The 24,941-nt window shown below is 70.9% G+C and carries 24 protein-coding genes; 8 read left to right on the top strand and 16 right to left on the bottom strand.

Annotated features, from left to right (window positions below; translation table 11 throughout):
• Positions 1 to 8: 8 nt before the first annotated feature.
• From JTN19_RS03475 to JTN19_RS03455, 5 genes are read right to left on the bottom strand one after another with little or no spacing between them, the layout of a single operon-like run.
• Positions 9 to 1,772, bottom strand: a complete 1,764-nt coding sequence (locus tag JTN19_RS03475; protein ID WP_206930520.1) for a polysaccharide biosynthesis/export family protein — start codon at positions 1,770 to 1,772, stop codon at positions 9 to 11.
• Positions 1,762 to 3,087, bottom strand: a complete 1,326-nt coding sequence (locus JTN19_RS03470) for a capsule biosynthesis protein (RefSeq protein ID WP_206930519.1) — start codon at positions 3,085 to 3,087, stop codon at positions 1,762 to 1,764. The genes JTN19_RS03475 and JTN19_RS03470 overlap by 11 nt, the downstream gene beginning before the upstream one ends.
• On the bottom strand, positions 3,074 to 3,721 hold the full coding sequence (locus JTN19_RS03465; protein ID WP_206930518.1) for an ATP-binding cassette domain-containing protein: 648 nt from the start codon (positions 3,719 to 3,721) through the stop codon (positions 3,074 to 3,076). The genes JTN19_RS03470 and JTN19_RS03465 overlap by 14 nt, the downstream gene beginning before the upstream one ends.
• Before the next feature lie 9 nt (positions 3,722 to 3,730).
• Positions 3,731 to 4,531, bottom strand: a complete 801-nt coding sequence (locus tag JTN19_RS03460; RefSeq protein ID WP_242530830.1) for an ABC transporter permease — start codon at positions 4,529 to 4,531, stop codon at positions 3,731 to 3,733.
• A gap of 6 nt (positions 4,532 to 4,537) precedes the next feature.
• Complete coding sequence (locus JTN19_RS03455) at positions 4,538 to 4,918, bottom strand: DVU3141 family protein (RefSeq protein WP_206930516.1); 381 nt, start codon at positions 4,916 to 4,918, stop codon at positions 4,538 to 4,540.
• 107 nt (positions 4,919 to 5,025) lie between these two features.
• Here JTN19_RS03455 and JTN19_RS03450 point away from each other — a divergent pair, with 107 nt between their 5' ends.
• Together JTN19_RS03450 and JTN19_RS03445 are read left to right on the top strand one after the other, a co-directional pair.
• A complete protein-coding gene (locus JTN19_RS03450) occupies positions 5,026 to 6,288 on the top strand; it encodes a capsular polysaccharide export protein, LipB/KpsS family (protein WP_206930515.1) in 1,263 nt (420 codons plus the stop codon).
• A complete protein-coding gene (locus JTN19_RS03445) occupies positions 6,276 to 7,049 on the top strand; it encodes an SDR family NAD(P)-dependent oxidoreductase (protein ID WP_206930514.1) in 774 nt (257 codons plus the stop codon). The genes JTN19_RS03450 and JTN19_RS03445 overlap by 13 nt, the downstream gene beginning before the upstream one ends.
• Here JTN19_RS03445 and JTN19_RS03440 read toward each other — a convergent pair.
• The 11 genes from JTN19_RS03440 to JTN19_RS03390 form a co-directional block, all read right to left on the bottom strand.
• Entirely contained in the window at positions 7,030 to 7,629 is a 600-nt protein-coding gene (locus JTN19_RS03440) for an NUDIX domain-containing protein (protein ID WP_206930513.1), read from the bottom strand. The two genes, JTN19_RS03445 and JTN19_RS03440, sit on opposite strands and share 20 nt — an antisense overlap.
• Before the next feature lie 215 nt (positions 7,630 to 7,844).
• Positions 7,845 to 8,549, bottom strand: a complete 705-nt coding sequence (locus tag JTN19_RS03435; RefSeq protein ID WP_206930512.1) for a fumarylacetoacetate hydrolase family protein — start codon at positions 8,547 to 8,549, stop codon at positions 7,845 to 7,847.
• Between the two features lie 399 nt (positions 8,550 to 8,948).
• Positions 8,949 to 9,722, bottom strand: a complete 774-nt coding sequence (locus JTN19_RS03430) for a gamma-glutamyl-gamma-aminobutyrate hydrolase family protein (protein WP_206930511.1) — start codon at positions 9,720 to 9,722, stop codon at positions 8,949 to 8,951.
• A gap of 63 nt (positions 9,723 to 9,785) precedes the next feature.
• Positions 9,786 to 10,406 carry a LolA family protein gene (locus JTN19_RS03425; RefSeq protein ID WP_206930510.1) on the bottom strand — a complete coding sequence of 207 codons (621 nt, stop codon included), beginning with the start codon at positions 10,404 to 10,406 and terminating at the stop codon, positions 9,786 to 9,788.
• A 59-nt stretch (positions 10,407 to 10,465) separates the two neighbouring features.
• A complete protein-coding gene (locus JTN19_RS03420; RefSeq protein ID WP_206930509.1) occupies positions 10,466 to 11,086 on the bottom strand; it encodes a hypothetical protein in 621 nt (206 codons plus the stop codon).
• A 76-nt stretch (positions 11,087 to 11,162) separates the two neighbouring features.
• Complete coding sequence (locus JTN19_RS03415; protein WP_206930508.1) at positions 11,163 to 11,936, bottom strand: TorF family putative porin; 774 nt, start codon at positions 11,934 to 11,936, stop codon at positions 11,163 to 11,165.
• Positions 11,937 to 12,095: 159 nt separating this feature from the next.
• Positions 12,096 to 12,305 carry a hypothetical protein gene (locus JTN19_RS03410; protein WP_206930507.1) on the bottom strand — a complete coding sequence of 70 codons (210 nt, stop codon included), beginning with the start codon at positions 12,303 to 12,305 and terminating at the stop codon, positions 12,096 to 12,098.
• 159 nt (positions 12,306 to 12,464) lie between these two features.
• Positions 12,465 to 13,658, bottom strand: coding sequence for a phosphoglycerate kinase (locus JTN19_RS03405; RefSeq protein WP_206930506.1), 1,194 nt, complete (start codon positions 13,656 to 13,658; stop codon positions 12,465 to 12,467).
• A gap of 141 nt (positions 13,659 to 13,799) precedes the next feature.
• Positions 13,800 to 14,819 carry a type I glyceraldehyde-3-phosphate dehydrogenase gene (gene gap / locus JTN19_RS03400; protein WP_206930505.1) on the bottom strand — a complete coding sequence of 340 codons (1,020 nt, stop codon included), beginning with the start codon at positions 14,817 to 14,819 and terminating at the stop codon, positions 13,800 to 13,802.
• A gap of 22 nt (positions 14,820 to 14,841) precedes the next feature.
• Positions 14,842 to 16,788, bottom strand: coding sequence for a transketolase (tkt, locus tag JTN19_RS03395; protein WP_242530827.1), 1,947 nt, complete (start codon positions 16,786 to 16,788; stop codon positions 14,842 to 14,844).
• Between the two features lie 160 nt (positions 16,789 to 16,948).
• A complete protein-coding gene (locus JTN19_RS03390; RefSeq protein WP_206930503.1) occupies positions 16,949 to 19,138 on the bottom strand; it encodes a primosomal protein N' in 2,190 nt (729 codons plus the stop codon).
• 65 nt (positions 19,139 to 19,203) lie between these two features.
• Between JTN19_RS03390 and fsa the strand changes: the two genes are divergently transcribed.
• The 6 genes from fsa (at position 19,204) to JTN19_RS03360 (ending at position 24,899) form a co-directional block, all read left to right on the top strand.
• Positions 19,204 to 19,857, top strand: coding sequence for a fructose-6-phosphate aldolase (gene fsa, locus JTN19_RS03385; protein WP_206930502.1), 654 nt, complete (start codon positions 19,204 to 19,206; stop codon positions 19,855 to 19,857).
• A 208-nt stretch (positions 19,858 to 20,065) separates the two neighbouring features.
• On the top strand, positions 20,066 to 20,620 hold the full coding sequence (locus tag JTN19_RS03380; protein WP_206930501.1) for a hypothetical protein: 555 nt from the start codon (positions 20,066 to 20,068) through the stop codon (positions 20,618 to 20,620).
• Positions 20,617 to 21,552 (top strand): tyrosine recombinase XerC, encoded by a 936-nt coding sequence (locus tag JTN19_RS03375; RefSeq protein ID WP_206930500.1) that lies wholly within the window; start codon positions 20,617 to 20,619, stop codon positions 21,550 to 21,552. Before JTN19_RS03380 ends, JTN19_RS03375 begins: the two co-directional genes overlap by 4 nt.
• Before the next feature lie 12 nt (positions 21,553 to 21,564).
• Positions 21,565 to 22,365, top strand: coding sequence for an exodeoxyribonuclease III (locus JTN19_RS03370; protein ID WP_206930499.1), 801 nt, complete (start codon positions 21,565 to 21,567; stop codon positions 22,363 to 22,365).
• The gene (locus JTN19_RS03365) at positions 22,362 to 23,234 is read left to right on the top strand and encodes a PhzF family phenazine biosynthesis isomerase (protein ID WP_206930498.1); all 873 of its coding nucleotides are present in this window, start codon (positions 22,362 to 22,364) and stop codon (positions 23,232 to 23,234) included. The genes JTN19_RS03370 and JTN19_RS03365 overlap by 4 nt, the downstream gene beginning before the upstream one ends.
• A gap of 81 nt (positions 23,235 to 23,315) precedes the next feature.
• Positions 23,316 to 24,899, top strand: coding sequence for an ABC transporter substrate-binding protein (locus JTN19_RS03360; RefSeq protein WP_206930497.1), 1,584 nt, complete (start codon positions 23,316 to 23,318; stop codon positions 24,897 to 24,899).
• Positions 24,900 to 24,941 lie beyond the last annotated feature (42 nt).

Here is a 24,941-nt window from a genome sequence, read left to right as displayed (position 1 = left end):
GTTGCCCCCTAGCGGAACGCCCGCGCCGCCAGCGCCGTCTGGAACACGATCTGCGTCAGGTCCATGCCCAGCTGCAGGTAGCGCGGATCGAGGCGCGGCAGCGCGATGATCTCGTCACCCGGGCGCAGCGGCGTCCGCAGGTCCACCACCCGCTCGCCCGAGGGGCGACGGATCAGCAGGTTGCTCGCGCTGCCGCGTTCGCTGAAGCCGCCCGCCTGGGCGATGTAGTCCTCCGCCCGCAGGTTGGGCTGCCAGATGATGGCGCGCGGCGCCCCCACCTCACCCGAGACGAAGACGGTGTTGCTCCGCTCCGGGATGACGATGACGTCGCCCTCTTCCAGGCGCAGGGCGCCGCACCGGCCCTCGCTGTCCATCACCACCACGCGCCCGTCGGGCGTGGCCGTGCGGGCGCGCTGGAGATAGGTCGAGACCAGCTGCGCCTCCGTGTTGCGGATGGCGGCGACACCCGCGGTCTGGGAAATGGCGGTGAAGAGCTGGCGCTCCAGCCGGTCCGCCGCCTCGTTCAGGGCGCGCCGCTGCTGGTTGGCCACGCTGGTCCGCAGCAGGAAGACGCTGGAGGTGTCGGCCAGCGTCGGGTCCACGGCGATGTAGTCCAGCGCCTGGCACAGCGTCGCCTCGCGGTCCGCCACCAGCACGGAGGGGCCGATGCGGCTGCCCTCGACCGTCACGCGGATGGTCTGGGCGGGGCTGTCGGTGATGAAGGTGACGGTGTCCTGGTCCGTCAGCGTCACGCGCTGGAAGTCGTTGAGGCTGACATAGCGTGAGAAGGGCCGGCCATCGCGGCTGCCCTGGATCACGGCATTGGTGGCCGCGGGCAGCGGGCGGGAATATTCCGTCAGCTCGCGCCCCGACATCACGCGGCCGGGCACCTCGAAGAGGAAGTTGTTCCGCACCGCGCCGGTGGCGCCCACCAGGGCGCGCTGCCGGCCGACCAGCACCGTGTCGCCCTCCTGCATGCGAAGGGTGGGCAGGCGGCCATCAATGAGGAAGCGGTAGAGGTCCACCGTCGCCACGCGGCGCGCGCCGCGCATGACGGTGATGTCGCGGTAGCTGCCGCGCGTGGGGTCCACCCCGCCGGCCCGCACCAGGAATTCCAGCACGCTGTCGGCGGCGGAGCCGCTGAACCGGCCCGGCGTGCGCACGAAGCCCGTGACGAAGACGCCGATGCGCTGCGCCGAGGTCAGCACCGCATAGACCTGCACCTGCTGGGTGTAGATGCGGCGCAGCTCGGTCTCGATGGTGGATTGCAGGTCCCCGGCGCGGGTGCCGGCCACCCGCACGGGGCCGATATTGGGCAGGAAGAAATTGCCCTCCGGGTCCACGATGCCCGAGACCTCGGCCTCCACCGCGCCCCAGACGCGCACGTTCAGCCGGTCGCCGATGGAGAGGACGTAGTTCGGGTTGGGCGCGTCGGAGGAGGTGGCGGCCGTGCCGGTGAAAAGCGCCGCGCCGAAGACCGCCATGGGCCCGCCGGAGGGGCGCATGCCCTCTCCGAGCGGCAGGGTGATGCCGGCCCCGGCCTCGGCCTCGGTCTCGGTGCCGGCGCGGGCCGTGCCCGTGGCGCCCGGCTGCGCGCCCAGCATCAGCCCCTGCACCGCAGCGCCACCGCCCGGCCCCTGGCCCTGCCCCTGCCCCTGGGCGGCGCGCAGCTGCATCGCCTGCTGGGGTGTCAGCCCCGCCTGGGCGAAGGCGCCCGATGCCGCGAACAGGCAGGCGGCGAGCGCCCCCAGGAAGTTCCAATCAAGACGCATGTTCCCTCACCCCGGCAACCAACAGCCACAACAGCCCATAGACCAGCGAGAGCCCGGCGAAAACATAGCCGGTGAACAGCACTGGCTTCGGATAGAGCGACCGCTCGGCATAGTTCGGCTCCACGACGCGCTGGAGGAAGATCTGCTGGCGCTGCGCGTTGGCCGTCGCGGTCTCCAGCCCGGCCATGGCGGCGGCCAGGCCCCGATTGGCCAGGTCCTGCTCCAGCACCAGGCGCTCGAAGCCCGCCACCTGCTGCGTCACGCCCTGGTCGGCGTTGGACAGCCGCGCGCGTTCCTCGCGGATCTGCACCTCGATGGCGGCGATCCGGCTGCGCAGGTTCTGGATCAGCGGGGCGTTGGGCCGGGTGAAGGCCTGCGCCTGCTGCAGTTCGGAACGCAGGCGGGTGGCCTCGCTCTCCAGCCCACCGATGGTGCCCACGGCCAGTTCGGCCGAGCGCGTCGGGTTCAGCGCCAGTTCGCGCTGGCGGAACTCCGTCACCGCCGCCGCGACCTCGGTCACGCGGCGCTCGGCACGCTCGACCACCTCGCGCGAGGCGCGCAGCGTCTCGTCCAGCATGCGCTGGTTCACGCGGGTGACCCATTCCTCGCCGATCTCGAGCAGGCTGCGGGCCAGTTCCTGACTCTGCGCGGGCGAATAGGTCCGCGCCGTCAGGGTGACGATGCCGGTATAGGCGTCGGGCACCACCTGCACCTGGTGGCGGAAATGGTCGAGCAGGCGCTCGGCCGAGGGGTTGGACCACCAGAGGCGCGAGTAGATGTCGGCGTGCGGAGGCCGGAACACCGCGATCAGGTCCATCCGCTCCCGGACCGCGCGCAGCGCGTCGTGCGAGAGCAGGTGGTCGCGCACGGCGTTCTCGCTCTCGCTGGACCCGATGCCGGAGCGGCCGCCCATCAGCTCCATGCCCAGCGTCGCGGTCATGCTGGACTGCGTCTTGATCTGGAAGCGGCTCTCCGAGATGTATTGCGGCGTCGCGTAGAAGAACAGATACAGCGCGGTCAGCAGGGTCGGCAGGATGACGGCGAAGGTGTAGGGGTATTGCCGCAGTATCGCGCTCAGCCGGCGCCGGGGCGTGTCGGCGGCCATGGCGCCGGAAGGGAAGCCGAGCTCGATGCCCGGCGGCCGGCCACGGGACATGCGCCCCGCCGTGCCGCCCAGGGCTGGCTGCATGCGAAGCCCGCTGGGCGGCAGGCGCTGTGGCGCCGCACCTCCCATCCGCGCATCGGCCGAGCCCGTGCCGGAGCCACGGGAACGGGAGCCGCCCGAACGGGAGCCGCCCGCGCTAGAGTTGCTCATAGACGCGGAAAGCTTCGTCCATATTTTCATGAAAGTGCAGCCTACCTCCGTTCAAGACGGCCGCATAGCGGCAGAAAGTCCGCACCGTATCGGCGTTGTGCGACACCAGGATCAAGGCGCTGCGGCGCCGGCGTGACAGCAGGGCCTGCTGGCACTTCGCGTTGAACCGCGCATCGCCGGCCGAAGTGATCTCGTCCAGCAGATAGCAGTCGAAGTCCACCGCGAGCGACAGCGCGAAACTGAGCCGCGACTTCATGCCGGAGGAGTAGGTCCGCACCGGGGCATGGATCTCCTCGTCCAGCTCGGCGAAGTCGCGCACGAAATCCACTGTCCACTCCGAGGGCCGGCCGTAGATGCGGGCGATGAAGCGGGCATTGTCCGCGCCGGTCAGGGCGGGGTGCACGCCGCCGGAATAGCCCAGCGGCCAGGAGACCGACATGTGCCGCTCGATCAGGCCCGAGCTCGGCTTCTCCACCCCGGCCAGGATCCGCATCAGCGTGGACTTGCCCGCGCCGTTGCGCCCCAGGATGCCCACGGTGTCGCCCACCTGGAAGGTGGCGTTCACGCCGCGCAGCACCTCCCGCACGAGGCCGCCATCAACAAAGGTCTTGCGGACGGAGGTGAGCCTCAGCACGGCCGCCCCTCACACCTCGAGATGCGGCTTGGCGCGGCGGAGCGCGAAGCCGCCATAGACATTGAGCGCGATGATCCAGACCCAGACATAGCCCAGGTTGTAGTGGTAGGGCTGGCCGGGCCCGAACTGCCCCTCGCGCACGAATTCGAAGATATGGATGATGGGCAGGAGCAGCGTGATGGCCTGGAACTTATAGGGCATCCACCACACCATGTAGAAAACGCCCGTGAACACGATCGAGATGTAGAGCAGCGGGTGGGTGATGCGTTCCACCACGCCCTGGCCGAACTGGGTCAGCGCCAGCACGATCATCGCCACGCCATGCGCGAGCAGCCCCATCATGACGATGCCCACGCCCATCTGCACCCAGCTGGTCGGCCACTCGTCGAAATAGAGGCCGATGGCGACGAGGAACACGACGGTCGCGAGCATCACGGCCGCCGTCTCCAGCAGGGTGCGGGAGATCATGACATCCTCGAGGGTGACGCGGGCGTGCCAGAGCAGGGGCTCGTTCTGCTCGGCCGCCGAGGGCGCGCGCCCCACGATGCCTCGGAACACGTAGTAGATGATGTAGCCGATCACGGCGAAGGCGATGACGTTGATGCCGCCCGGAATCACGCGGTCACGCAGGACGCGCATCGTCCCCACCAGCAGGCCCAGGATCGCCGGCTCCACGAAGAGCCAGAGGAAGCCGAGGTTGCGCCGCCCATAGCGGGTGTGCAGGTCGCGCATCATCAGCGCGCCCAGCACGCCCAGCTGCACCCTGAGGGCGCGGGTGAAGCTCCGGTCCTCGAGGGTGGTGGGCGGCATCGCCACCTAGCGCGCGCTCCCTCGCAGCAGCGGGCGCGCGGCGACGAAGCTGCCCTCCGGCGTGCGGCAGGCCACCGCCGTGCGCTCCGTGGCGCCGGAGCCCAGCAGGACCTCGCGGCACTCGCGCCCGCTGGCCGCGTTGTAGACGCGCACGAGGCGCGCCGGCTGGCCCTGCACCGTGCCAGGCTGGCCCGGGCGGGCCGAAGCGGCGAAGAGCGCCAGAGGGTCCTCGGGCTGCGACACGGCGGCCGCGGCGGCGCCAGGCCCGACCGCGGGGTTGCCGGCCTGGGAGCCGCTGAAGTCCAGCGGCAGGAAGCGCGCCGCGCTGGTTCCACACCCTGAAAGAAGGCCCGCGACAAGCAGCAGGGGAAGAATGGGGGTCCGCAAAGGCACTTTCCTTATGAAAGGAACGCGGTCGGGCTGGCCGACCATCGGCACGAAGACATATATCGGCCCTGCGCCCTCCGCAAATGCTGAAAGGCAGGCCCCGCCGCATGTTGCAGTCCGCCGCCGACCTGACCGAAATGCCGGAGGCATGGCGGGCCGCGCTGCGGCCGCACGCCGGGGGCGGCTGGGCGGACCCCTTCTCGGGCCGGCCCCTTCCGCCGGGCGGCGCGGAGTTGCTGCGCGAACTCTGGCACGACCGCGCGGCCGAGAACGCGCAGGTGGCGGCGCTGCTCGGCATGGACCGCTGGAAGCAGGGCGCCATGCGCGCCGCCTTCACGGGGCCGGCGGGCGCGCCGCCCTTCGCCGCCTCGGCGGAAGCGGCGCTGGCGCTGGCGCTGCGCCATCCCGGCACGGGCGCCATCGCCGCCTGGGCCACCCGCCTGCCGCCCGGCTTCGCGGCCCGCTGCGCGGCGGCGGGCGTGCCGTTGCTGCATGTGGAGGATGGCTTCCTGCGCTCGGTCGGGCTGGGGGTGAACTTCGTCACCGCGGGTTCGCTCTGCGTAGACCCCTATGTGCCGCATTACGACCCGGGGGCGCAGAGCCTGCTGGAACGCATCCTCACCAGCGCCGACTTCCCGCCGGACCTGCTGGAGCGCGCACGCGCCTTCCGCGACCGCGTCGTGGCGCTGGGCCTGACGAAGTACAATCTGGGCGGCGGCAAGGGGCCGCTTCTGCCGGAAGCGACGGGCGGGCGAACCCGCATCCTGGTGCCGGGCCAGGTGGAGGACGATGCCTCCGTGCGGCTGGGGGGTGCGGGCATCCGCCGCAACCTCGACCTGCTGGAGGCGGTGCGGGCGGCCAATCCCGGCGCCTGGATCGCCTATCGCCCGCATCCGGACGTGCAGACGGGCTATCGCCGTGGCTACGTGACCCGGCGCGAGGCGCTGGCCTTCGCCGACATATTCCTGCCCGAGGGCGACATCGCCGCCCTCTTCGCCCAGGTGGACGAGGTGCACACCCTCACCAGCCTGGCCGGGTTCGAGGCGCTGCTGCGGGGCCTTCGAGTCACCACCTATGGCCAGCCCTTCTATGCCGGCTGGGGGCTGACCACGGACCGCAGGCCCCCGCCGCGCCGTGGCCGCCCGCTCTGCCTGGATGCATTGGTGGCCGGCGCCCTGCTGCTCTACCCGCGCTACACCGACCCCGTGACCGGCCTGCCCTGCCCGCCCGAGACCTTGCTGGACCGGCTGGCGCAGCGCGAGGCCTGGCAACCCCCCTCCACCGGGCGGCGCCTCTATGACCGGCTGTGGTGGCGGCCGCAGGGCTGGCTGCTGCGCCAGGTGCGGCATTTCGGGCTGTGGCAGCGCTGAACATCCTCATCACCGGCGCCTCGCGCGGGTTGGGGGCGGCACTGGCGCGGGAATTTTCCGCGCCCGGCGCGCATCTCTGCCTGCTGGCGCGGGATGGCGCGGCGCTGGCGCGCGTGGCGGAGGAATGCGCGGCGCGCGGCGCCACCGTCGCCACCGCCCTCTGCGACGTGCGCGACGCCCCGCGCCTCGCCGCGCTGCTGGCGGAATGGGAGGCGGCGCACCCCTTCACCCTCGTCATCGCCAATGCGGGCGTGACCGGCGGAACACGCCCCGATGGCGGGCTGGAGGGCTGGGCCAGCGCCGAGCGCGTGCTGGGCGTGAATTTGGTGGGCGTGATCAACACGGTGGAGCCGCTGCTGCCCGGATTGGTGGCGCGGCGGGCGGGGCGCGTGGTGCTGATCGGCTCGGTCGCGGGCTTCCAGGGGTTGCCGGACAGCCCGGCCTATTCGGCCTCCAAGGCCGGGCTCTGGGCCTATGGCGAGGCGCTGCGCGCGCGGCTTGCGCCGCTGGGCGTGGGCGTCACCTGCGTGGCCCCGGGCTTCTTCACGAGCGAGATGAGTGATCGCTTCCAGGGTGCCCATCCGGGCAAGCTGTCGCTGGAGGCCATGGCGGCGCGCATCGCCCGCGCCATCCGGCGGGGCCGGGGGCGCGCCATCATCCCCGCACCGCTGGGCTGGCTGCTGCGGCTGCTGGCGCTGCTGCCCGCGCCGCTGAATGATCGCGCAGCGCGGGTGCTGCGCTTCACGATCCGGGCGGAGTGACCTCGCAGCGCAGCCACCCGGCCGCTTGCAGGCCCAGGACAAGGGCGCCCACATGCATGGCCTGGCCCAGCGCGCCCCGCGGCAGGGCCGCGAGCAGGCTGGCAGGGTCGTGCAGTTCCACGCGGATGGCCTCGCCCGGCTCCGGCGTGGGCGGCGAGATGCGGTCCACCCCGGTGGCCAGCACCACATGCAGCCGGTTGGTCTGGATGGCGGGGTTGGGCGGGGCGGCATAGAGCGCGCGCCATGCGCCGCCGCCATAGCCCGTCTCCTCCAGCAATTCGCGGCGCGCGGCGGCCAGGGGGTCGGCGTCGGCCGCGTCCATCACGCCGCCGGGCAGTTCCAGGCTCCAGCACTGGGCCGCGTGGCGCCATTGCCGGATCATCACCACCCGGCCATCCGCCGTGAGCGGCACCACCGAGCACCAGTCGGGATAGTCCAGCACATACCAGGGCGAGATCTCGGCGCCGCTGGCGGTGCGGAGATGGTCCGCCCGCAGGCGGATCCATCGGTCATCGAGCAGCGTGCGGGAGCCAAGCGTGGTCCAGGGGCTGCCCTCGGGGAGGGGGGCGTCGTCAGGCACGGCGCCTCCCTGGCACGGCGCGGGGTTGTTCCGCAACCGTACATCGTTGAGAGCGGGATTCAGCGTTTTCGGTGATTCCACCTCAACGCATCCCGCTCATCGTTGAGAGCAGGATTCAGCGTTTTCGGTGATTCCACCTCAACGCATCCCGCTCATCGTTGAGAGCGGGATTCAGCATTTTCGGTGATTCCACTTCAACGCATCCCGCTCCAGCGTCAGACCAGGCGGGTACGCACCTCGCCCACGCCCTCGACATAGCCTTCCAGCAGGTCGCCGCGCTCCACCGCCGCCACGTTCTCGGGCGTGCCGGTCATGATGAGATCGCCCGGCGCCAGGGCCACGAGTTCGGAAAGGTTCGCGATGACCTCGGGCACGGACCAGATCAGCTTGGACAGGTCGCTCACCTGGCGCTGCTTGCCGTTCACCTTCAGCTCGATCTTGCCCTTGGAGGGGTCGAAGCTGCCGGCGGGCATCAGCGCGCCCATGGGGGCGGAGTGGTCGAAGCCCTTGCCCATGTCCCAGGGGCGGCCGGTCTTCTTGGCCTCGTTCTGGAGGTCACGCCGGGTCATGTCGAGGCCGGCGCAATAGCCCCAGACATGCTTCAGCGCATCGGCGACCGCGATGTTGGAACCGCCCGTGCCGATGGCGACCACCAGCTCCATCTCGTGGTGCAGGGACTTGGTCATGGAGGGGTAGGGCATGTCCGCGCCGTTGATCACCACGGCGTCGGCGGGCTTGGTGAAGTAGAAGGGCGGCTCGCGCGTCGGGTCGCTGCCCATCTCGATGGCGTGCTCGGCGTAGTTGCGGCCCACGCAGAAGATGCGGCGGACGGGGAACATGGCGTCGCTGCCCTGGACGGGAATGGCGGCGATGGCGGGCGGGGTGAGGACGTATTGCGGCAAGGCGGGGCTCCCGGACATGGCAGGTGGGACTTTGCCCCTTTGGTCTAGAGCGGTTTGTGGCGGGCAGAAACCGGGCCGGGCGCCGATTCGGTCCCGGCGGCAACACCTTGCCGGAAAATCATCATCAGGCTTGCAGGGGGCGGCTTTTCCGGCTTGACCCGACTTCGAGCGAAATGACAGGTTTTGCGTGCAAGTATGCGGTGCGGCGCCGAAAGCCTTGGCGACATGCCCAGAACGCAAAAGCGCCCGACCAGGGGGGTGGTCGGGCGCCCGTGCAGTACACTACCGATCGGAGTGGTCGGGCGAGCCGGTAGGGGAAACCGGCGCGTCCACCAGCAGATTGCCCTGCCAGTTACCGAAACTTAGCACCATGCTGCAGGGAAGCCAACAGGTTTCCACCTGTAGCCCCGTTCACGCCTATTCCGCCGCCTGCAAGGCGAAACGCGCGGCGGATCTTTCGGCGCAGGCGGCGCCGAACGCCGTGAAGATGGCGCGGCTGAATTCGTCCCGTTCCCAGTCGTATTCCGGGTGCCACTGCACCCCCCAGGCGAAATTCCGCGATTCCCGGACGCGCACCGCTTCGACCGTGCCGTCCGGTGCCCAGCCGACCGCCTCCAGCCGCGGCGCCAAGCGTTGAACCCCCTGGTTGTGCAGCGAGTTCACCGGCACCTCCTCCCGCCCCGCCAGTTCCGCCAGCAGCATGCCGGGCGCGAGGCGCACCGCATGGGCCTTGCCGGTGCGGACGAGGGGGATGGGCTGGTCGCTCGGCGTGGAGTGGTCCATGCGGCGCGGCAGGTCCTGGATGCGCTGGTCCAGGCTGCCGCCGAGCGCCACGTTCAGCTCCTGCATGCCACGGCAGATGGCCAGCAGCGGCACGCCGGCCTGGATGGCGCCACGGATGAGCGGGAGTGTGGTGGCATCACGCTCCTGGTCCTCGGGCGTGCCTTCGGCGTGGGGCGGGCCGTCATAATGGCCGGGCCAGACATTGGAGCGGCTGCCGGTCAGGATCAGGCCGTCGAGTCGCGGCAGGATATCGGCCACCAACCCCTCGCCGCCGGCCGGCACCAGCACGGGCACCCCGCCCACCGGGCCCAGCACCACCCGCACATAGCTGTCGGAGGCCGCGTGGTTCGGCGTGTTGAAGATGCCGAAGGCCTTCACGCAGCAGGAGATGCCGACCAATGCTCGCATCAGGTGAGAAAACCGCGCCCGCGCGGCGGTTTCAAGGCATGGGACCGCGCCGGACGCAATTTTTCAGCGCCTCTGCTCAAGTTCTTCGCGGAATCGGGGGTCGTTGAAGGCAAATTGGAATGGATCGAAGCGTTCGCCCAGCCGCACATCGGTCAGCGTCACGCGGGTGACGCGCCCCTGGGGGTCCTGCACCGCCCATTGCCGAAGGGCCATGGGCGCCTCGTCGAGGACGAGCTGGATGCGGCCCTCCGCCGCGCGGTCGGTGCGGTGCAGGGTGAGGCGCACCACGCCGGCGCCGCGTTCCACCGCCTCCACCGTGATATCGCCCGCCAGGCGCAGCGGGTTCCGCAGCAGCAGCCCCAGCGGCGTGGCCGAGAGCGGCACGATGGAGGCCTGCCGCAATTCCTTGTCCCAGTGGAAGAATTGCCCGTCGGCCGCGATCAGCAGGGTGGGCTCGGGCGGGTCGTATTCGAAGCGCATGCGGCCGGGCCGCCAGATCATGGCCGTGCCCTCGGCCGAGCCGCCCTGCTGGCTGATCTGCAGGAAGCGCGCCCGCAAGGTGGTCAGGCCGTTGAAATAGCGCTCCACCTCGGCGATGGCCGCGCGGTCGGGAGCCTGAGCCAAGGCGGGGGCGGCGAGGCCTGGCGCCAGGGCCAGGCCGGTCAGCAGGGTGCGGCGTTGCATGTCCCTGTTGTGGGCGCGCCGAGGCCCCGGGGAAAGGGGGGGGGCCGCGCTACGGCGTGTTACTGGCGGGGCGGCATCCCGGGCGGCGGCAGCGCCGTGCCGCGCGGCATCCGCTCGGCCATGCCCGGGGGAAGCTGGAAACTCTGGTAGCCCTGGGGTCGCTGGAAACGCGCCGGGTCCTGCGCGCCATAGGCGATGGCGGTGGCCACCATCTGCGAATCGGGGCGGTTCACCGCCTCGGCGCGCAGCGTCACGCCATCGGCGGTGAGGCAGACGCGGGCGCTGTCATTGCCCTCCGTCACGCGCCAGATGGTGCAGGCGGTGTTGGCGACGCGGTCCGTCCCCTCCCGCGTGAAGCGCGCATTGGGGCCGGGGGCAAAGCGCCGCGCCTCGGCCGCCTGGGAGGGGGGCAGGTCCATGATCATGCGCTGGGCCTGCATGACAACGAAGCCGCCGCCGGAATCCGGGCCTACCACCATCCAGCCCTGGTTGCCGGGCATGTCCATCCGCATCAGGCCGCGGGCCGCGAGCCAGGACATGCGGACCTCGCCCGCGCCCTGTGGGGCCTGGTAGGTCACGGTCACATCGCGGGTGGGGATGGCCTGCGGGCGGTCCTGCGCCAGGGCGGGGCCAGCGAGGAGAAGCGCCGCCAAGGCGGCTTGCGGCATCAGCTTGGGCATGGGTCGCTCCCTTCGGACTGGCCCCAAAGGTGCGGATGGGGCGCCGCCGGGTCAATGCCCGCCGGCGCCCTCTGGCTCAGAAGGCCATGGACAGGCTGCCATAGGCGCGCGCGCCGCAGACATCCTGCCCGCCCGTGGCCGTGGGGAAGCAGCGGCCCGTGGAGATCGAGGACTGGTAGTAGGCCACCGTGGCCGTCACCGTGCCCACATTGGGAATCACGAAGGGCCGGCTGAGGCCGATGGACCACCAGGCGTAGTCGGGCGCGGCGAAGACCGCGTTGCGCTCGATCCACTGGTGGCCGACACGGCCCGCCACCGTCACGTCCCAGATGCCGGTGGCGTAGTCCACGCCGCCCTGCAGGTGGAAAGCCTGGCCCGAGGTGCCGAAGAAATCCGGCGAGGCATGGAAGGCCGCCGAGAGGGTGACCGGCCCGATCTCCCGCTTGGCCATAATGTAGCCTTCCCAGAAATCCAGCCGGGGAATGCCGCCCACGGGCGCGGTGTAGCCCGGGTAGAGATAGCCGATGAAGCCGATGTCGAACTTCGTCTCGAAGGCGGTGAAGCGGTAGCCGCCATAGACGTCCACCTCCTGCCGCGCATCGGTGCCGAGGAAGCGGACATTGGAGATGAAGGTGCCGACATAGAGGCCGGAGGAATGCTCCACCTCCGCGCCCGCCTGGTAGGCCATACGCGAGCGCGTCTGGCTCAGGCCGCGGAAGAGGTAATCGCTGGCGAAGGTGCCGGTGACCGTGGCGGTCAAACCCGTCTCGCCGAGCTGGATCTGGGCCTGCGCGGGCGCGGCGGCGGAGACGGCGCCGGCCGCGAAGAGGGCCAGGAGAAGCTTTCGCATGGATATTGCCTTTCGCCGGGCATGTGTCGCTACAACGCAACAATCAGGCACGAGGAATGGCCACGAAACAAGCAAACGGAACCCCAAGTAGGGTGAAATTCCGCTCATGCATGAAAACTGCCCGCAAAACGGGCACAAGGACTGGGCAGGTTGCCGCGCTCAGACCTTGAGATCGAGCAGCGAACCGCGCGGCACCGGCTTGACGGGCTGGGGTGGCACGGCCTCGAGCCGGCGCTCGGCCACCGGCTCGGGGCGGGCGGCGCGCTCCGCGGCCGCGGTTTCGGGCGGTCGCGTCCCCTGCGGGGCCAGCGCCGGGCGGTTGCCCACGACCTCCTGGGTGAAGGCCGCAAGGGAATTGGTGGTGATCATGCGAGCCACTGTCCACCGAAGCCGTGAAGATCCGGTTAACGGGCGGGGCGTTTGATGGCCCCCAAGGCCGGCGATGAGGCGATTGATCCGCATGGGCGCAGCTTGCCGCGCCCATGCGTTAACCTTCTAGCAACTTATAGCTGTAGTGTTGATAAAATCTTAACGAGTCTCGAGCGCCGCGACGCCGGGCAGGGTCTTGCCCTCCAGCCATTCCAGGAAGGCGCCACCGGCGGCGGAGACATAGCTCATCCGCTCGGCCACCCCGGCATGGCGCAGGGCCGAGACGGTGTCGCCGCCGCCGCCCACGCTGCGCAGCGTGCCCGCCTCGGTCAGGCGCGCGGCTTCCTTGGCCACCGCCACCGTGGCGGCGTCGAAGGGCGCAAGCTCGAAGGCGCCGAAGGGGCCGTTCCAGACCAGGGTGCGCGCCTGGGCCAGCTTGGCCTTCACCGCCGCCACCGTGGCGGGGCCGACATCCAGCGCCATCATCCCCGCGGGCACATCATCGAGCCCGACCACGCGGTTGGGGGAATGGGCCGCGAAGCCCTCGGCCACCACCAGGTCAAGCGGCAGCATGATTTCGCAACCGCCGGCCTTGGCCTGTTCCAGGATGGCGCGGGCGGTGTCGTGCATCTCGGCTTCCTGCAGTGACTTGCCCACGCCATGCCCCTGCGCGGCCAGGAAGGTGTTGGCCATGGCGCCGCCGATGACCAGCACATCCACCTTCTTGGACAGGTTGCCCAGCAGGTCGAGCTTGGTGCTGACCTTGGCGCCGCCCACGATGGCCAGCACGGGGCGCTGCGGGTTGCCCAGCGCCGCATCCAGCGCCTCGAGTTCCGCCTGCATCAGCCGGCCGGCATAGGCGGGGATGAGCTTCGCCACGCCTTCGGTGCTGGCATGGGCGCGGTGGGCGGCGCTGAAGGCGTCGTTCACATAGACATCGGCGAGCTTCGCCATGCCCGCGGCCAGCGTCGGGTCGTTCTTCTCCTCGCCGGCATGGTAGCGGGTGTTTTCCAGCAGCAGCACGCCGCCATCGGTGAGGGCCTGGGCGGCGGCCTCGGCCTCGGCGCCGATGCAGTCGTCCGCGAAACCGACCTCGCGTCCCAGCGTGGTGGCCAGCGCAGCCTGCATGGGCTTCAGCGACATCTCCGGCACGCGCTTGCCCTTGGGCCGGTCGAAGTGGGAGCAGATGATGACGCGCCCGCCCTTCTCCGCCAGTTCGCGGATGGTGGGCGCCAGGCGCTCGATCCGCGTCATGTCGGTGATGCGGCCCTCCTTCACCGGCAGGTTCAGGTCGGCGCGCAGCAGGATGCGCTTGCCGCGCGGGTCGAAGGCATCAAGCGTGCGGAAGGACATGGAAAGCTCCACCGAAGAAGAAAAGCGCGCCTCAAGAGGATCCGGCCGCAACGCGGCCGGCGCCGCCCAACCAACCGCGCGGCTGGCGCACCAGCCGCGCGGCGTAAGCCAAGCGCGCGAAGCGCGCGCCGGCGCTTGAGGCTAAAGGGAACCGAAAAGCGCGGCCGTGTCGCTCATGCGGTTCGAGAAGCCCCACTCATTGTCGTACCAGCCCATGACGCGGACCATGCCGCCATTGTCCAGGCTCTGCGTCTGGGTGGCGTCGAAGGTGCAGGAGTGCGGGTTGGTGTTGAAGTCCACCGAGACCAGCTGCTCCGTCTCATAGGCCATGATGCCCTTGAGCGGGCCCATGGCCGCCTCGTGCATGGCCTGGTTCACCTGCTCCTTGGTCACGCCGGCCTTGGAGAGGTTCACGTCCAGCGACACCATGGAGACGTTCGGCGTCGGCACGCGGATGGCGGTGCCGTCCAGCTTGCCCTTCAGCTCCGGCAGCACCAGGCCCACGGCCTTGGCCGCGCCCGTGCTGGTCGGGATCATGGAGACGGCGGCGGCACGGGCGCGGCGCAGATCCTTGTGCAGCGTGTCCACCGTGTTCTGGTCGCCGGTATAGGCATGGATGGTCACCATGTAGCCGCGCAGCACGCCGAACTTCTCGTGCAGCACATGCACCATGGGCGCCAGGCAGTTGGTGGTGCAGGACGCGTTGGACACGATGGTCATGTCCTTGGTCAGCGTCTTGTGGTTCACGCCATAGACGATGGTGGCGTCCGCATCCTCGCCCGGCGCCGAGATCAGCACCTTGCGCGCACCGGCCTGGATCAGCGCGCCGGCCTTGGCCTTGCTGGTGAAGATGCCGGTGCATTCCATGGCCACGTCCACGCCCTGGAAGGGCACGGAGGCCGGGTCGCGCTGGGCGGAGACCTTGATGGGGCCATAGGTGCGGCCATTGCGCTTGATCAGGATGCTGTCGCCCGCGACATGCACCTCGCCGTCGAAGCGGCCATGCACGCTGTCATACTTGAACAGATGGGCGTTCGCCTCGACCGAGCCGAGGTCGTTGATGGCCACGCACTCCACATCCGTCCGGCCGCTCTCGACCATGGCGCGCAGGACCAGGCGACCGATGCGCCCGAACCCGTTGATGGCAACCTTCACCGGCATGCGATGCACTCCCTCTCTCGAACTATGACAGCAGCTTGCGGGCCGCCGCGACCACCGCGGCCGGCGTGATCCCGAAATGGGCGTAGAGCTGGTCGGCCGGGGCCGAGGCGCCGAAGCCCGTCATCCCCACGAAGGCCGAACGCGCGCCGAGCCAACGCTCCCACCCGAAGGCGAGCGCGGCCTCGATGCCCACGCGCGGCGCCGTGCCCAGCACGGAATCCTGATACCCAACGTCCTGAAGGGCAAAGAGTTCCCAGCAGGGCATCGAAACCACGGCGGCCTTGATGCCCGCCTCGGCCAGTTGCGCGCGGGCCTCGATCGCGAGACTCACCTCGCTGCCGGTGGCGATGAGCGTCACGTCGCGCGCACCCTCGGCCTCGGCCAGCACATAGGCGCCGCGGGCGCAGCGGTTCTCACCGGCATCGTCGCGCAGGGCGGGCAGGTTCTGGCGGGAGAGCGCCAGCACCGAGGGGCCATCCGCGCGGCGCACGGCCATGTCCCAGCACTCCGCCGTCTCCATGGCATCGGCCGGGCGGAAGACGAAGAGGTTGGGGATGGCGCGCAGCGAGGCCAGCGTCTCCACCGGCTGGTGGGTCGGGCCGTCCTCGCCGAGGCCGATGCTGTCATGCGTCAGCACATGGATCACGCGCTGGTGCATCAGCGCGGCCAGGCGCAGCGCGGGGCGCAGATAGTCGGCAAAGACCAGGAAGGTGCCGGAATAGGGGATGATGCCGCCATGCAGCGCCATCCCGTTCATGGCGGAGGCCATGCCGTGCTCGCGCACGCCCCAATGGATATAGCGGCCGGCGAAGTCGCCCGGGCGCACGGCCGGGACGCCCTTCACATCGGTGTTGTTGGAGCCCGTCAGGTCCGCGCTGCCGCCCACCATCTCCGGTATGGCCGGCACCAGGGCCGCCAATGCGCGCTGCGAGGCCACGCGCGTCGCGATCTTGGGCTTCTCCGCCGCGTGCTGGGCACGCAGCGCGCACAGCGCCTCGTTCCAGTTGTCGGGGAGCTTGCCGGCCATGGCGCGCTCGAAATCCGCGCGCATGGGGTGCTTGGCCAGGCGCTTCAGCCAGGAACGGCGGGTGCCGGCGGAGCGGCGCCCGGCCTCCTCCCACCGCGCCTTCAGGCCCTCGGGCACGGTGAAGGGCTCGGCATTCCAGCCCAGCGCGGACTTGGCGGCGGCGATCTCGTCCGCGCCCAGGGGCGCGCCATGGCTGCCCGCGGTGCCCGCCTTCTTGGGCGCGGCGAAGCCGATGATGGTGCGGCAGGCGATGATGGTGGGCTTGCTGCTGCGGGTCGCGGCGGCCATGGCGGCCGTCAGCTGCGCGTGGTCATGCCCGTCCACCCGCTTCACCGCCCAGCCATAGGCCTGGAAGCGCTTCAGCACGTCCTCGCTGAAGGACAGCGCCGTGTCGCCATCGATGGAGATGTGGTTGTCGTCCCACAGCAGGGTCAGCTTGGACAGGCCCAGATGCCCGGCCAGCGACAGGGCCTCGTGGCTGATGCCCTCCTGCAGATCGCCATCCGAGCAGATGGCCCAGGTGCGGTGGTCCACCAGCGACTTGCCGAAGCGCGCGGCCAGCATCCGCTCGGCCAGCGCCATGCCGACCGCGTTGCACACGCCCTGGCCAAGGGGGCCGGTGGTGGTCTCGATGGCCGGGTGTTCGCCGAATTCCGGGTGGCCGGCGGCGGGGGAGTGCAGTTGGCGGAAGCGCTGCAGCACCTCCATCTCCATGCCCGCATGGCCGGTCAGATGCAGCAGCGAATACAGCAGCATGGACCCGTGCCCGGCGGAGAGCACGAAGCGGTCCCGGTCGGCCCAGCGCGGGTCGGCCGCGTCATATTTCAGGAACTTGGTGAACAGCACCGTGGCGGCATCGGCCATGCCCATGGGCATGCCGGGGTGGCCGGACTTGGCCTTCTCCACCGCATCCATGGCGAGGACGCGGATGGCATCGGCCATCCGGCGCTCCTCCGTCACGGGCTGGGCCAGGATGGCCGCCTGGGCCGCGAGGGCGAGGTTGGGGGCGTTGGGGTCGACGATGCTGGCCAAGGTTCGGGCTGCTCTTCAGTTTGCGGGGTTCTAGAGGGGGTGGGCGGGGTGGGCAAGGTTATGCCCCTGATCACAGGAACCCCACCGGGTCCACATCCACCTGCACCCGCACATTCGCCGGCAGGTCCACCCGGCCCAGCCAGTCGCGCAGGATGGGCTGCACCCGCACCCCGCGCGGGGCCTTCAGCAGCAGGCGGTGGCGGTGGCGGCCGCGCAGCAAGGCCAGCGGCGCGGGGGCCGGGCCCAGCACCTGCACCCCCTCCCCTTCCGGCGCGGCCAGACCGAGATCCCGCGCCGTGCGTTCCGCCGCCCGCGCATCTTCCGAACTGACGATCAGTGCGGCCAAGCGGCCGAAGGGGGGCCAGTGGCCGGGGGCGCGCTGGGCGGCCTCGGCCTCCAGGAAGCCCGGCAGGTCATCGGCCATCAGCGCGGCCATCACGGGGTGGTCGGGCGCGAAGCTTTGCAGCAGCACCTGGCCTTGCGCCGCCTCGCGCCCCGCCCGGCCCGCCACCTGGTGCAGCAGCTGCATGGTGCGCTCCGCCGCGCGGAGATCCCCGCCGCCCAGGCCGAGATCGGCGTCCACCACCCCCACCAGCGTCAGATGCGGGAAATGCCAGCCCTTGGCCACGATCTGCGTGCCGATGATGAGGTCCACCTCCCGCGCCTCGATCTGGCGGGCGGCCTCGGCGGCGGCGGCGGGGCCGGGGATGGTGTCGCTGGCCATGACCAATCGGCGGGCGTCCGGGAACAGCTCCGCCACCTCCTCCTGGATGCGCTCGACGCCGGGGCCGATGGGCACCAGGGAATGCTCCGCCCCGCATTCCGGGCAGGCGGGCGGGGTGGGCGCCGTGTGGCCGCAATGGTGGCAGAGCAGCCGTCGCTGCGCCCGGTGCTCCACCAGCCAGGCGGTGCAATTGGGGCATTGCATGCGGTGGCCGCAGGTGCGGCAGAGCGTCAGCGGCGCATAGCCCCGGCGGTTGAGAAACAGCATGGCCTGCTCGCCGCGCGCCAGGGTCTCCGTGATGGCCGCGACCAAGGGCGGGGCCAGGAAGCGGCCGCGCTCGGGCGGGGTTACGCGCAGGTCGAGCGCGCGGATCTCGGGCAGGCTCGCCCCGCCATGGCGCTGCGGCAGGGACAGCCGGGCGTAGCGGCCATCCTTGGCGTTGGTGACGCTTTCCAGGCTGGGCGTGGCGCTGACCAGCACGCAGGCGGCCTGTTCCAGGCGCGCGCGCACCACCGCCATGTCGCGCGCGTGGTAGATCACGCCCTCCTCCTGCTTGAAGGCGGTCTCGTGCTCCTCATCCACCACGATGAGGCCGAGGTCGGGGAAGGGCAGGAACAGCGCCGAACGCGCGCCCACCAGCACCGGCGCCGTCCCTTCCGCCACCGCCCGCCAGGTCACGCGGCGCGTGCGCGAGGACAATTCCGAATGCCACAGCGCGGGCGGCGCGCCGAAGCGCCGCTCGAACCGCGCCAGCCATTGGGTGGACAGCGCGATTTCCGGCAGCAGCACCAGCGCCTGCCGTCCTTGCCGCAGGCATTCCGCGATGGCGTCCAGATACACCTCGGTCTTGCCGGAGCCCGTCACCCCCTCCAGCAGCGTCACCCCGAAGGCGCGGGCCGCCACGCCGCGCACCAGGGCCTCGGCCGCGCGGGACTGTGCCTCGCCCAGCACCGGCGGTGCAAAACCTGGGTCCGGGCGGGGGAAGGCCGACTGGCGGGGCATGGTGGCGGGCTGGATCAGCCCAACCGAGGCCAGTCCCCGCACCACCCCGGGCGAAACGCCCGCCCGCCGACTGATCTCCGCCCCCGGCAGGGTGGCCGTGCCCAGCGCCTCCAGCGCGCGGGCGCGGTCGGGGGTGATGCGGGCGCCCTCGGGGCGTGGCTGCACCGCGCGCCAGCCGGCCACCGCCGCCGGCTCATCCAGCGCCGAGGGCGAGGCCATGGCCATTCGCAGCACCGCCCCGGCCGGCGAGAGGGTATAGGCCGCCACCCAATCCACGAATTCCCGCAAGGGCTTGTGCATGGGCGGCGCGGGCTTGAGCGCGATGACATCGCGCAGCCTGCCCTCGGCCACGCCGCCCTCCGGCGCGTCCTCCCACACCACGCCCAGCGTGGTGCGGCCGCCCAGCGGCACCTCGACGAAGCTGCCGGGGCCCGCCGGCACGTCCTCGGGCAGCCAGTAGTCATAGGCCTCGGCGAGCGGCAGCGGGAGCAAGACGCGTATGCGCCGTCCGGCCTTTCGTGGGGGTGCTGCCATGGGGTATTCCCTGGGGACCGGCCCGCCCCGGGTCAAGCCCGCCGCCTCTTTGGGATACGCAACAGATGAAGTTCTTCGTGGACACCGCCGATGTCACGGACATCCGGGCCCTGGCCGGGTCCGGCCTGCTGGATGGCGTCACCACCAACCCCAGCCTCATCGCCAAGTCCGGCCGCAAGATGAGCGAGGTGATCGCCGAGATTTGCGAAATCGTGGAAGGCCCGGTCAGCGCCGAGGTGACGGCCACCGACCACGAGACCATGCTGGCCGAGGGCCGCTATTTGCGCGCCATCGCCTCCAATGTCTGCGTGAAGGTGCCGCTGACCGAGGCGGGGCTGCGCACCTGCAAGGTGCTGTCGGACGAGGGCACGCCGGTCAACGTCACCCTCTGCTTCTCGGCCAACCAGGCGCTGCTGGCGGCGAAGGCGGGCGCCAGCTTCATCTCGCCCTTCGTGGGCCGGCTGGACGACATCGGCCAGGACGGCATGGGGCTGATCGCGGATGTGGTGCAGATCTACCGCAACTACGCCTTCAAGACCGAGGTGCTGGTGGCCTCCATCCGGCACCCGGTGCATGTGCTGCAATCCGCCAAGCTCGGCGCCCATGTGGGCACCATGCCACCCAACGTGATCCGCGCCCTGTTCAAGCACCCGCTGACGGACAAGGGGCTGGAGGCGTTTTTGGCGGATTGGGCGAAGACGGGCCAGAAGATTATTTAGTGCCCTCAGACGCCGGGCGCCGGCTCCGCCGGCTTGGCTTCCGCGCCGCGCGCTGGTGTGCCGGAGCCGGCGGTTGGTCTTGGCGCGCCGGCCGCTTTGCGGCCGGTGGGTGGGGAAGTGGGCGCTTTTCCTGCACTCGGGCGCTGGGCTGCCGCGCCCTTGATCGCGGGGTTTCCCTGACTCCGCCGCCCCATGCCATGCTCCGCCCATGACCGCCGCCCGCAAGACCGAGGCCGAGGAGGCCGCCTTCGTCGAGGCCTATCTGCGCGCCAACCCTGGCTTCCTCGCCGCGCGGCCGGGCCTCTACGCCGTCCTCACACCCCCCCGCCGCGTGCATGGCGAGGTGCTGGCCGACCACATGGCGGCCATGATCCAGGCCGGGCGGGCCGAGTGGCGCCAGGTGCTCGCCGCCGGCCGCACAGGCCGCAGCTTCGCCGCCAAGGTGGCCGAGGCCGTGCTCGCCCTCATCGCGGCCGCCGACCCGCGCGACTGCGTGCGCCATGAATGGCCATCCCTGCTGGGCGTGGAGCACGCCACCCTCCACCCCCGCCCCGCCCCCGCGGCGCTGACCCTGCGCGACCTGGCCCGCGCCGACCCGCTCTGGCATGGCGAGGCGGCACCCCTCATCCGCCGCGAGGCCCTGCTGCGCGTGGGCGAGGCCACGCTCGCCCTCGGCGCCCGCGCCGCCGAGGACCTGCCGAACGAGCCCGAATCCCTCGACGTGCTGGCCCGCGCCCTGCACGCCGCCCTGCGCCGCGCATGACGGGCGAAGCCGCCTGCCAGGCCTGGCTCGACTGGCTGGCCCAGGAACGCCGCGCCAGCCCCCACACGGTCGAGGCCTATGGGCGCGACATCCGCGACCTGCTGCAATTCCTGACACGCCATCTGGGTGCGGCGCCCGACCTCGTGGCGCTGTCCACACTGCGTTTGGCCGACCTGCGCGGCTTCCTCGCCGCCCGCGCGGCCGAGGGTGCGTCCAACGCCACCCGCGCCCGGCAGTTGGCCGCCATCCGCGGCTTCCTGCGCTTCCTCTCGCGCCAGCAGGGCGTGGCGCCGGTGGCCGTGGCCGGGCTGCGCGGGCCGCGCCGCAAGCCGCCCCTGCCGCGCGCCCTCTCGCCGGCCGATGCGCGCGAATTCGGCACCGGCATCGCCGCCATCCGCATGACCGAGGCCACGCCCCGCCCGCAATGGCAGGCGGCGCGGGATGCGGCGCTGTTCACCCTGCTCTATGGCAGCGGCCTTCGTATTTCCGAGGCGCTGGCCCTCGACGTGCGCGACGCCCCCCTGCCGGGCAGCGAGACGGCGCTGCGCATCATGGGCAAGGGCGGCAAGGCGCGCATCGTGCCCGTGCTGCCCGTGGTGCGGCAGGCCATCGCCGCCTGGCTGGCCCAGCGGCCGGGCGCGGAGCCCGACGAGCCGCTCTTCCTCGGCGTGCGCGGCGAAAGGCTGGACGCCGCCGTGGCGCAGAAGGCCATGCGCGACTATCGGCGCCTCGCCGGCATTCCGGAGCACGCCACGCCGCACGCACTGCGCCATTCCTTCGCCACCCATCTGCTGGCGGGTGGGGCGGACCTCCGCTCCATCCAGGAATTGCTGGGCCATGCCAGCCTTTCCACCACCCAGCGCTACACCGCCGTGGACACGGAGGGGCTTCTCGCCACCTGGCGCATGGCCCATCCGCGCGCCGACCGCTGAGAGGATTTCGCCTTGCGTATCGCCACCTGGAACATCAACAGCGTGCGGCTGCGCTGGCCGCTGCTGAAGGCGCTGGACGCGGCGCTGGCGCCGGACGTGCTCTGCCTGCAGGAGACCAAGTGCCCGGATGAGCTGTTTCCCCGCGCGGAGATCGAGGCGCTGGGTTTCCCCCACATCGCGGCCAAGGGGATGAAGGGCTACAATGGCGTGGCGATCCTCTCGCGCGTGCCCTTCACCCTGGTGGAGGACGCGCCCGACTGGTGCGCGCGCGGCGATTGCCGGCACCTGGTGGCGCTGCTCGACGCGCCGGGCGGGCCCATCGAGCTGCACGATTTCTACGTCCCCGCCGGCGGCGACATCCCCGACCGCGAGGCCAACCCGAAATTCGCGCACAAGCTCGACTTCGTGGCCGAGGCCACCGCCTGGACCGCGACGCGCGCCCCCACCCGCCGCCGCGTGCTGGTGGGCGACCTCAACATCGCGCCACTGGAGCATGATGTCTGGTCGCACAAGCAATTGCTGGACGTGGTGAGCCACACGCCCATCGAGGTGGACGCCATGGGGCGCTGGATGGAACAGGGCCAGTGGCACGACGCCGTGCGCCACTTCGTGCCGGCATCCGAAAAACTTTATTCCTGGTGGAGCTACCGCGCGCGCGACTGGGCGGCCGCCGATCGCGGCCGGCGGCTCGATCACATCTGGGTCAGCGACGATCTGCGCGGCAAGCTCACGCGCCACCACATCCTGCGCGAGGCGCGTGGGTGGGAGAAGGCCAGCGACCATGTGCCCGTGATGGTGGAGCTGGCGAAGTGACGCGCCGCTACCCTTTCGTCACGCTCGATGTCTTCACCACCACGCGCTTCGGCGGCAACCCGCTGGCGGTGTTTCCCGACGCGCGCGGCCTGTCGGACGCAGAGATGCTGGCGCTGGCGCGTGAGTTCAACCTCAGCGAGACCACCTTCGTCCTCCCGCCCGAAGACCCCGTCAACACCGCCCGCGTGCGCATCTTCAGCCGCGCGGGTGAGATGCCCTTCGCCGGCCACCCCAATGTCGGCACGGGCGTGGCGCTGGCCCCGCGCGCCGTGGACGGGCTGCTGCGCTTCGAGGAGATCGCCGGCCTGGTCGAGGTGCGCGTGGAGGGCGACAGCGCCGAGATCACGGCGCCTCAGCCGCTGGCGCTGGGCCAGGAGATGGATGCCGCGCTGCTGGCCGGCTGCGTGGGCCTGGCACCCGCCGATGTCATCACCGAAGGCCACGCCCCCGTCATCGCCGCCTGCGGCAACTTCTTCATCATTGCGCAGGTGACGGAGGCGGCGCTGACGCAGGCCCGCCCCGACCCCGCCGCCTTCGCCGCCGCCGCGCGGGAGTTCCCGCATCTCGGCGCGCGCGGATTGCCGCTCTACCTCTACGCGGTGACGGGCACGGAGACACTTCGCGCCCGCATGTTCGCCCCCCTGACCGGCACCATGGAGGATGCCGCGACCGGCAGCGCCGCCGCGCCGCTGGCCGCGCTGCGCCTGTCGCTGACCGCCGACGCCGCGGCGCGCTTCGACATCACCCAGGGTGTCGAGATGGGGCGGCCCTCGCTGATGCGGACCACGGCGCGGCGCGAAGGTGAGGCCATCCACGCCACGGTCGGCGGCGCCTGCGTGCCCGTGCTGCGCGGGGAAGCCCTTCTGTAGCGTTGCAATATTGTGGACATGCCGGCCCCGCGCTCGTCATGCTCCGCACCCAGACCCGTAACGGGCATGGGAGACTGAGAGATGCAACGACGTTCCTTCCTGGCGGGGGCCGCGGCCGCCGCCGCTGCGCCCTCCATCGTGCAGGCGCAGGCCAACCGCGTGCTCAAGGTGGTGCCCCACGCGAACCTGACCGTGATGGACCCGGTCTGGACCACCGCCTACATCACCCGCAACCATGGCTTCGCGGTGTGGGACACGCTGTATGGCCTGGACGATGAATACAAGCCGCAGCCGCAGATGGTGGAAGGCCACACCGTCGAGAATGACGGCAAGCTCTGGACCTTCACGCTGCGCGAAGGCCTGCGCTTCCACAACAACGAACCCGTCCGCGCGCAGGACTGCATCGCCTCGCTCGAACGCTGGGGCAAGCGCGACGCCATGGGCACGCGCCTCGCGGCACTCACGGAGGAGATGCGCGCGCTGGACGACCGGCGCTTCACCATCCGCCTGAGCCGGCCCTTCGGGCTGATGCTGGACGCGCTGGCCAAGCCCACCTCCAACGCGCCCTTCATCATGCCGGCCAGCATCTCGGCGACCGACGCCTTCACGCAGATCCGCCCCGACCAGGTCATCGGCTCCGGCCCCTTCACCTTCAACGCGCGCGAACTGATCTCCGGCAGCCGCGTGGTCTATGAGAGATTCGCGGGCTACCGGCCGCGCGCGAACGGCACGCCCAGCGGCACGGCCGGCCCCAAGGTGGTGCATTTCGACCGCGTGGAGTGGCACATCATCCCCGACTTCGCGACCGCCGCGAACGCCATGGTCTCGGGCGAGATGGATTGGTGGGAGGTGGCCACACCCGACCTCGCCCCCATGCTGCGGCGGAACCGCAACGTGAACGTGACGGTGCCGGACCCGCTGGGCTCCATCGCCGTCATGCGGCCCAACCACCTGCACGCGCCCATGAACAACCCGAAATTCCGCCAGGCGCTGCTGCGCGCCGTGAGCCAGGCGGATTTCATGACGGCCTTCATGGGCAGCGACCCGCAGGGCTTCAAGTCGGGCGTGGGCGCCTTCACCCCCGGCACGCCACTGGCCAGCGATGCGGGGCTGGAGGTCTTCGAGAACAACATCGAGACCGCCCGCCGCATGATCCGCGAGAGCGGCTACAATGGCGAGCGCATCGTGCTGCTCGGCACCACCGACATCGCGAGCCTGGCCGCCTGGTCGCAGGTGGCGGCCGACATGTTCCGCCGCCTCCAGGTCAACATTGATTTCCAGTCCATGGACTGGGGCACGGTGGTGCAGCGCCGCGCGCAGCAGACGCCACCCGATGCCGGCGGCTGGAGCGCCTTCTGCACGAACTGGGGCGGGCTCGATCACCTCAACCCCGCCGGCCACCTCATGCTGCGCGGCCAGGGGCGGCAGGGCTTCATCGGCTGGCCGGAAAGCGAGCGCCTGGAGAGCCTGCGCGAGGCCTGGTTCGAAGCACCGGACCTTCCGGCGCAGCAGCGCATCGCCGCCGATCTGCAGCGGCAGATGTTCGAGGACGTGCCCTATATCCCGCTCGGCCAGTTCTTCCAGCCGCTGGCGCATCGCCGCAACCTGACGGGCGTGATGCAGCCCGGCGGCATCCCGGTCTTCTGGAACGTGCGCCGGACCTGACGGGACAGGTCGTTTCGTCTACAACCTTCGCGCGCACAGTCA

This window comes from Roseococcus thiosulfatophilus (assembly GCF_017311575.1).
In the GTDB taxonomy this organism is placed as follows: domain Bacteria; phylum Pseudomonadota; class Alphaproteobacteria; order Acetobacterales; family Acetobacteraceae; genus Roseococcus; species Roseococcus thiosulfatophilus.
Note: the sequence above shows the minus strand (reverse complement) of the source record. Positions and strands in the feature narration are given on the sequence as shown.

Excerpts from the sequence above, each read along its gene's own strand:
- JTN19_RS03475 (WP_206930520.1), bottom strand. The coding sequence starts at position 1,772 with ATGCGTCTTGATTGGAACTTCCTGGGGGCGCTCGCCGCCTGCCTGTTC.
- JTN19_RS03470 (WP_206930519.1), bottom strand. The coding sequence starts at position 3,087 with ATGAGCAACTCTAGCGCGGGCGGCTCCCGTTCGGGCGGCTCCCGTTCC.
- JTN19_RS03460 (WP_242530830.1), bottom strand. The coding sequence starts at position 4,531 with ATGCCGCCCACCACCCTCGAGGACCGGAGCTTCACCCGCGCCCTCAGG.
- JTN19_RS03450 (WP_206930515.1), top strand. The coding sequence starts at position 5,026 with ATGTTGCAGTCCGCCGCCGACCTGACCGAAATGCCGGAGGCATGGCGG.
- JTN19_RS03435 (WP_206930512.1), bottom strand. The coding sequence starts at position 8,549 with ATGTCCGGGAGCCCCGCCTTGCCGCAATACGTCCTCACCCCGCCCGCC.
- JTN19_RS03430 (WP_206930511.1), bottom strand. The coding sequence starts at position 9,722 with ATGCGAGCATTGGTCGGCATCTCCTGCTGCGTGAAGGCCTTCGGCATC.
- JTN19_RS03425 (WP_206930510.1), bottom strand. The coding sequence starts at position 10,406 with ATGCAACGCCGCACCCTGCTGACCGGCCTGGCCCTGGCGCCAGGCCTC.
- JTN19_RS03420 (WP_206930509.1), bottom strand. The coding sequence starts at position 11,086 with ATGCCCAAGCTGATGCCGCAAGCCGCCTTGGCGGCGCTTCTCCTCGCT.
- JTN19_RS03415 (WP_206930508.1), bottom strand. The coding sequence starts at position 11,936 with ATGCGAAAGCTTCTCCTGGCCCTCTTCGCGGCCGGCGCCGTCTCCGCC.
- JTN19_RS03410 (WP_206930507.1), bottom strand. The coding sequence starts at position 12,305 with ATGATCACCACCAATTCCCTTGCGGCCTTCACCCAGGAGGTCGTGGGC.
- JTN19_RS03405 (WP_206930506.1), bottom strand. The coding sequence starts at position 13,658 with ATGTCCTTCCGCACGCTTGATGCCTTCGACCCGCGCGGCAAGCGCATC.
- gap (WP_206930505.1), bottom strand. The coding sequence starts at position 14,819 with ATGCCGGTGAAGGTTGCCATCAACGGGTTCGGGCGCATCGGTCGCCTG.
- tkt (WP_242530827.1), bottom strand. The coding sequence starts at position 16,788 with ATGGCCGATGCCATCCGCGTCCTCGCCATGGATGCGGTGGAGAAGGCC.
- JTN19_RS03390 (WP_206930503.1), bottom strand. The coding sequence starts at position 19,138 with ATGGCAGCACCCCCACGAAAGGCCGGACGGCGCATACGCGTCTTGCTC.
- fsa (WP_206930502.1), top strand. The coding sequence starts at position 19,204 with ATGAAGTTCTTCGTGGACACCGCCGATGTCACGGACATCCGGGCCCTG.
- JTN19_RS03380 (WP_206930501.1), top strand. The coding sequence starts at position 20,066 with ATGACCGCCGCCCGCAAGACCGAGGCCGAGGAGGCCGCCTTCGTCGAG.
- JTN19_RS03375 (WP_206930500.1), top strand. The coding sequence starts at position 20,617 with ATGACGGGCGAAGCCGCCTGCCAGGCCTGGCTCGACTGGCTGGCCCAG.
- JTN19_RS03360 (WP_206930497.1), top strand. The coding sequence starts at position 23,316 with ATGCAACGACGTTCCTTCCTGGCGGGGGCCGCGGCCGCCGCCGCTGCG.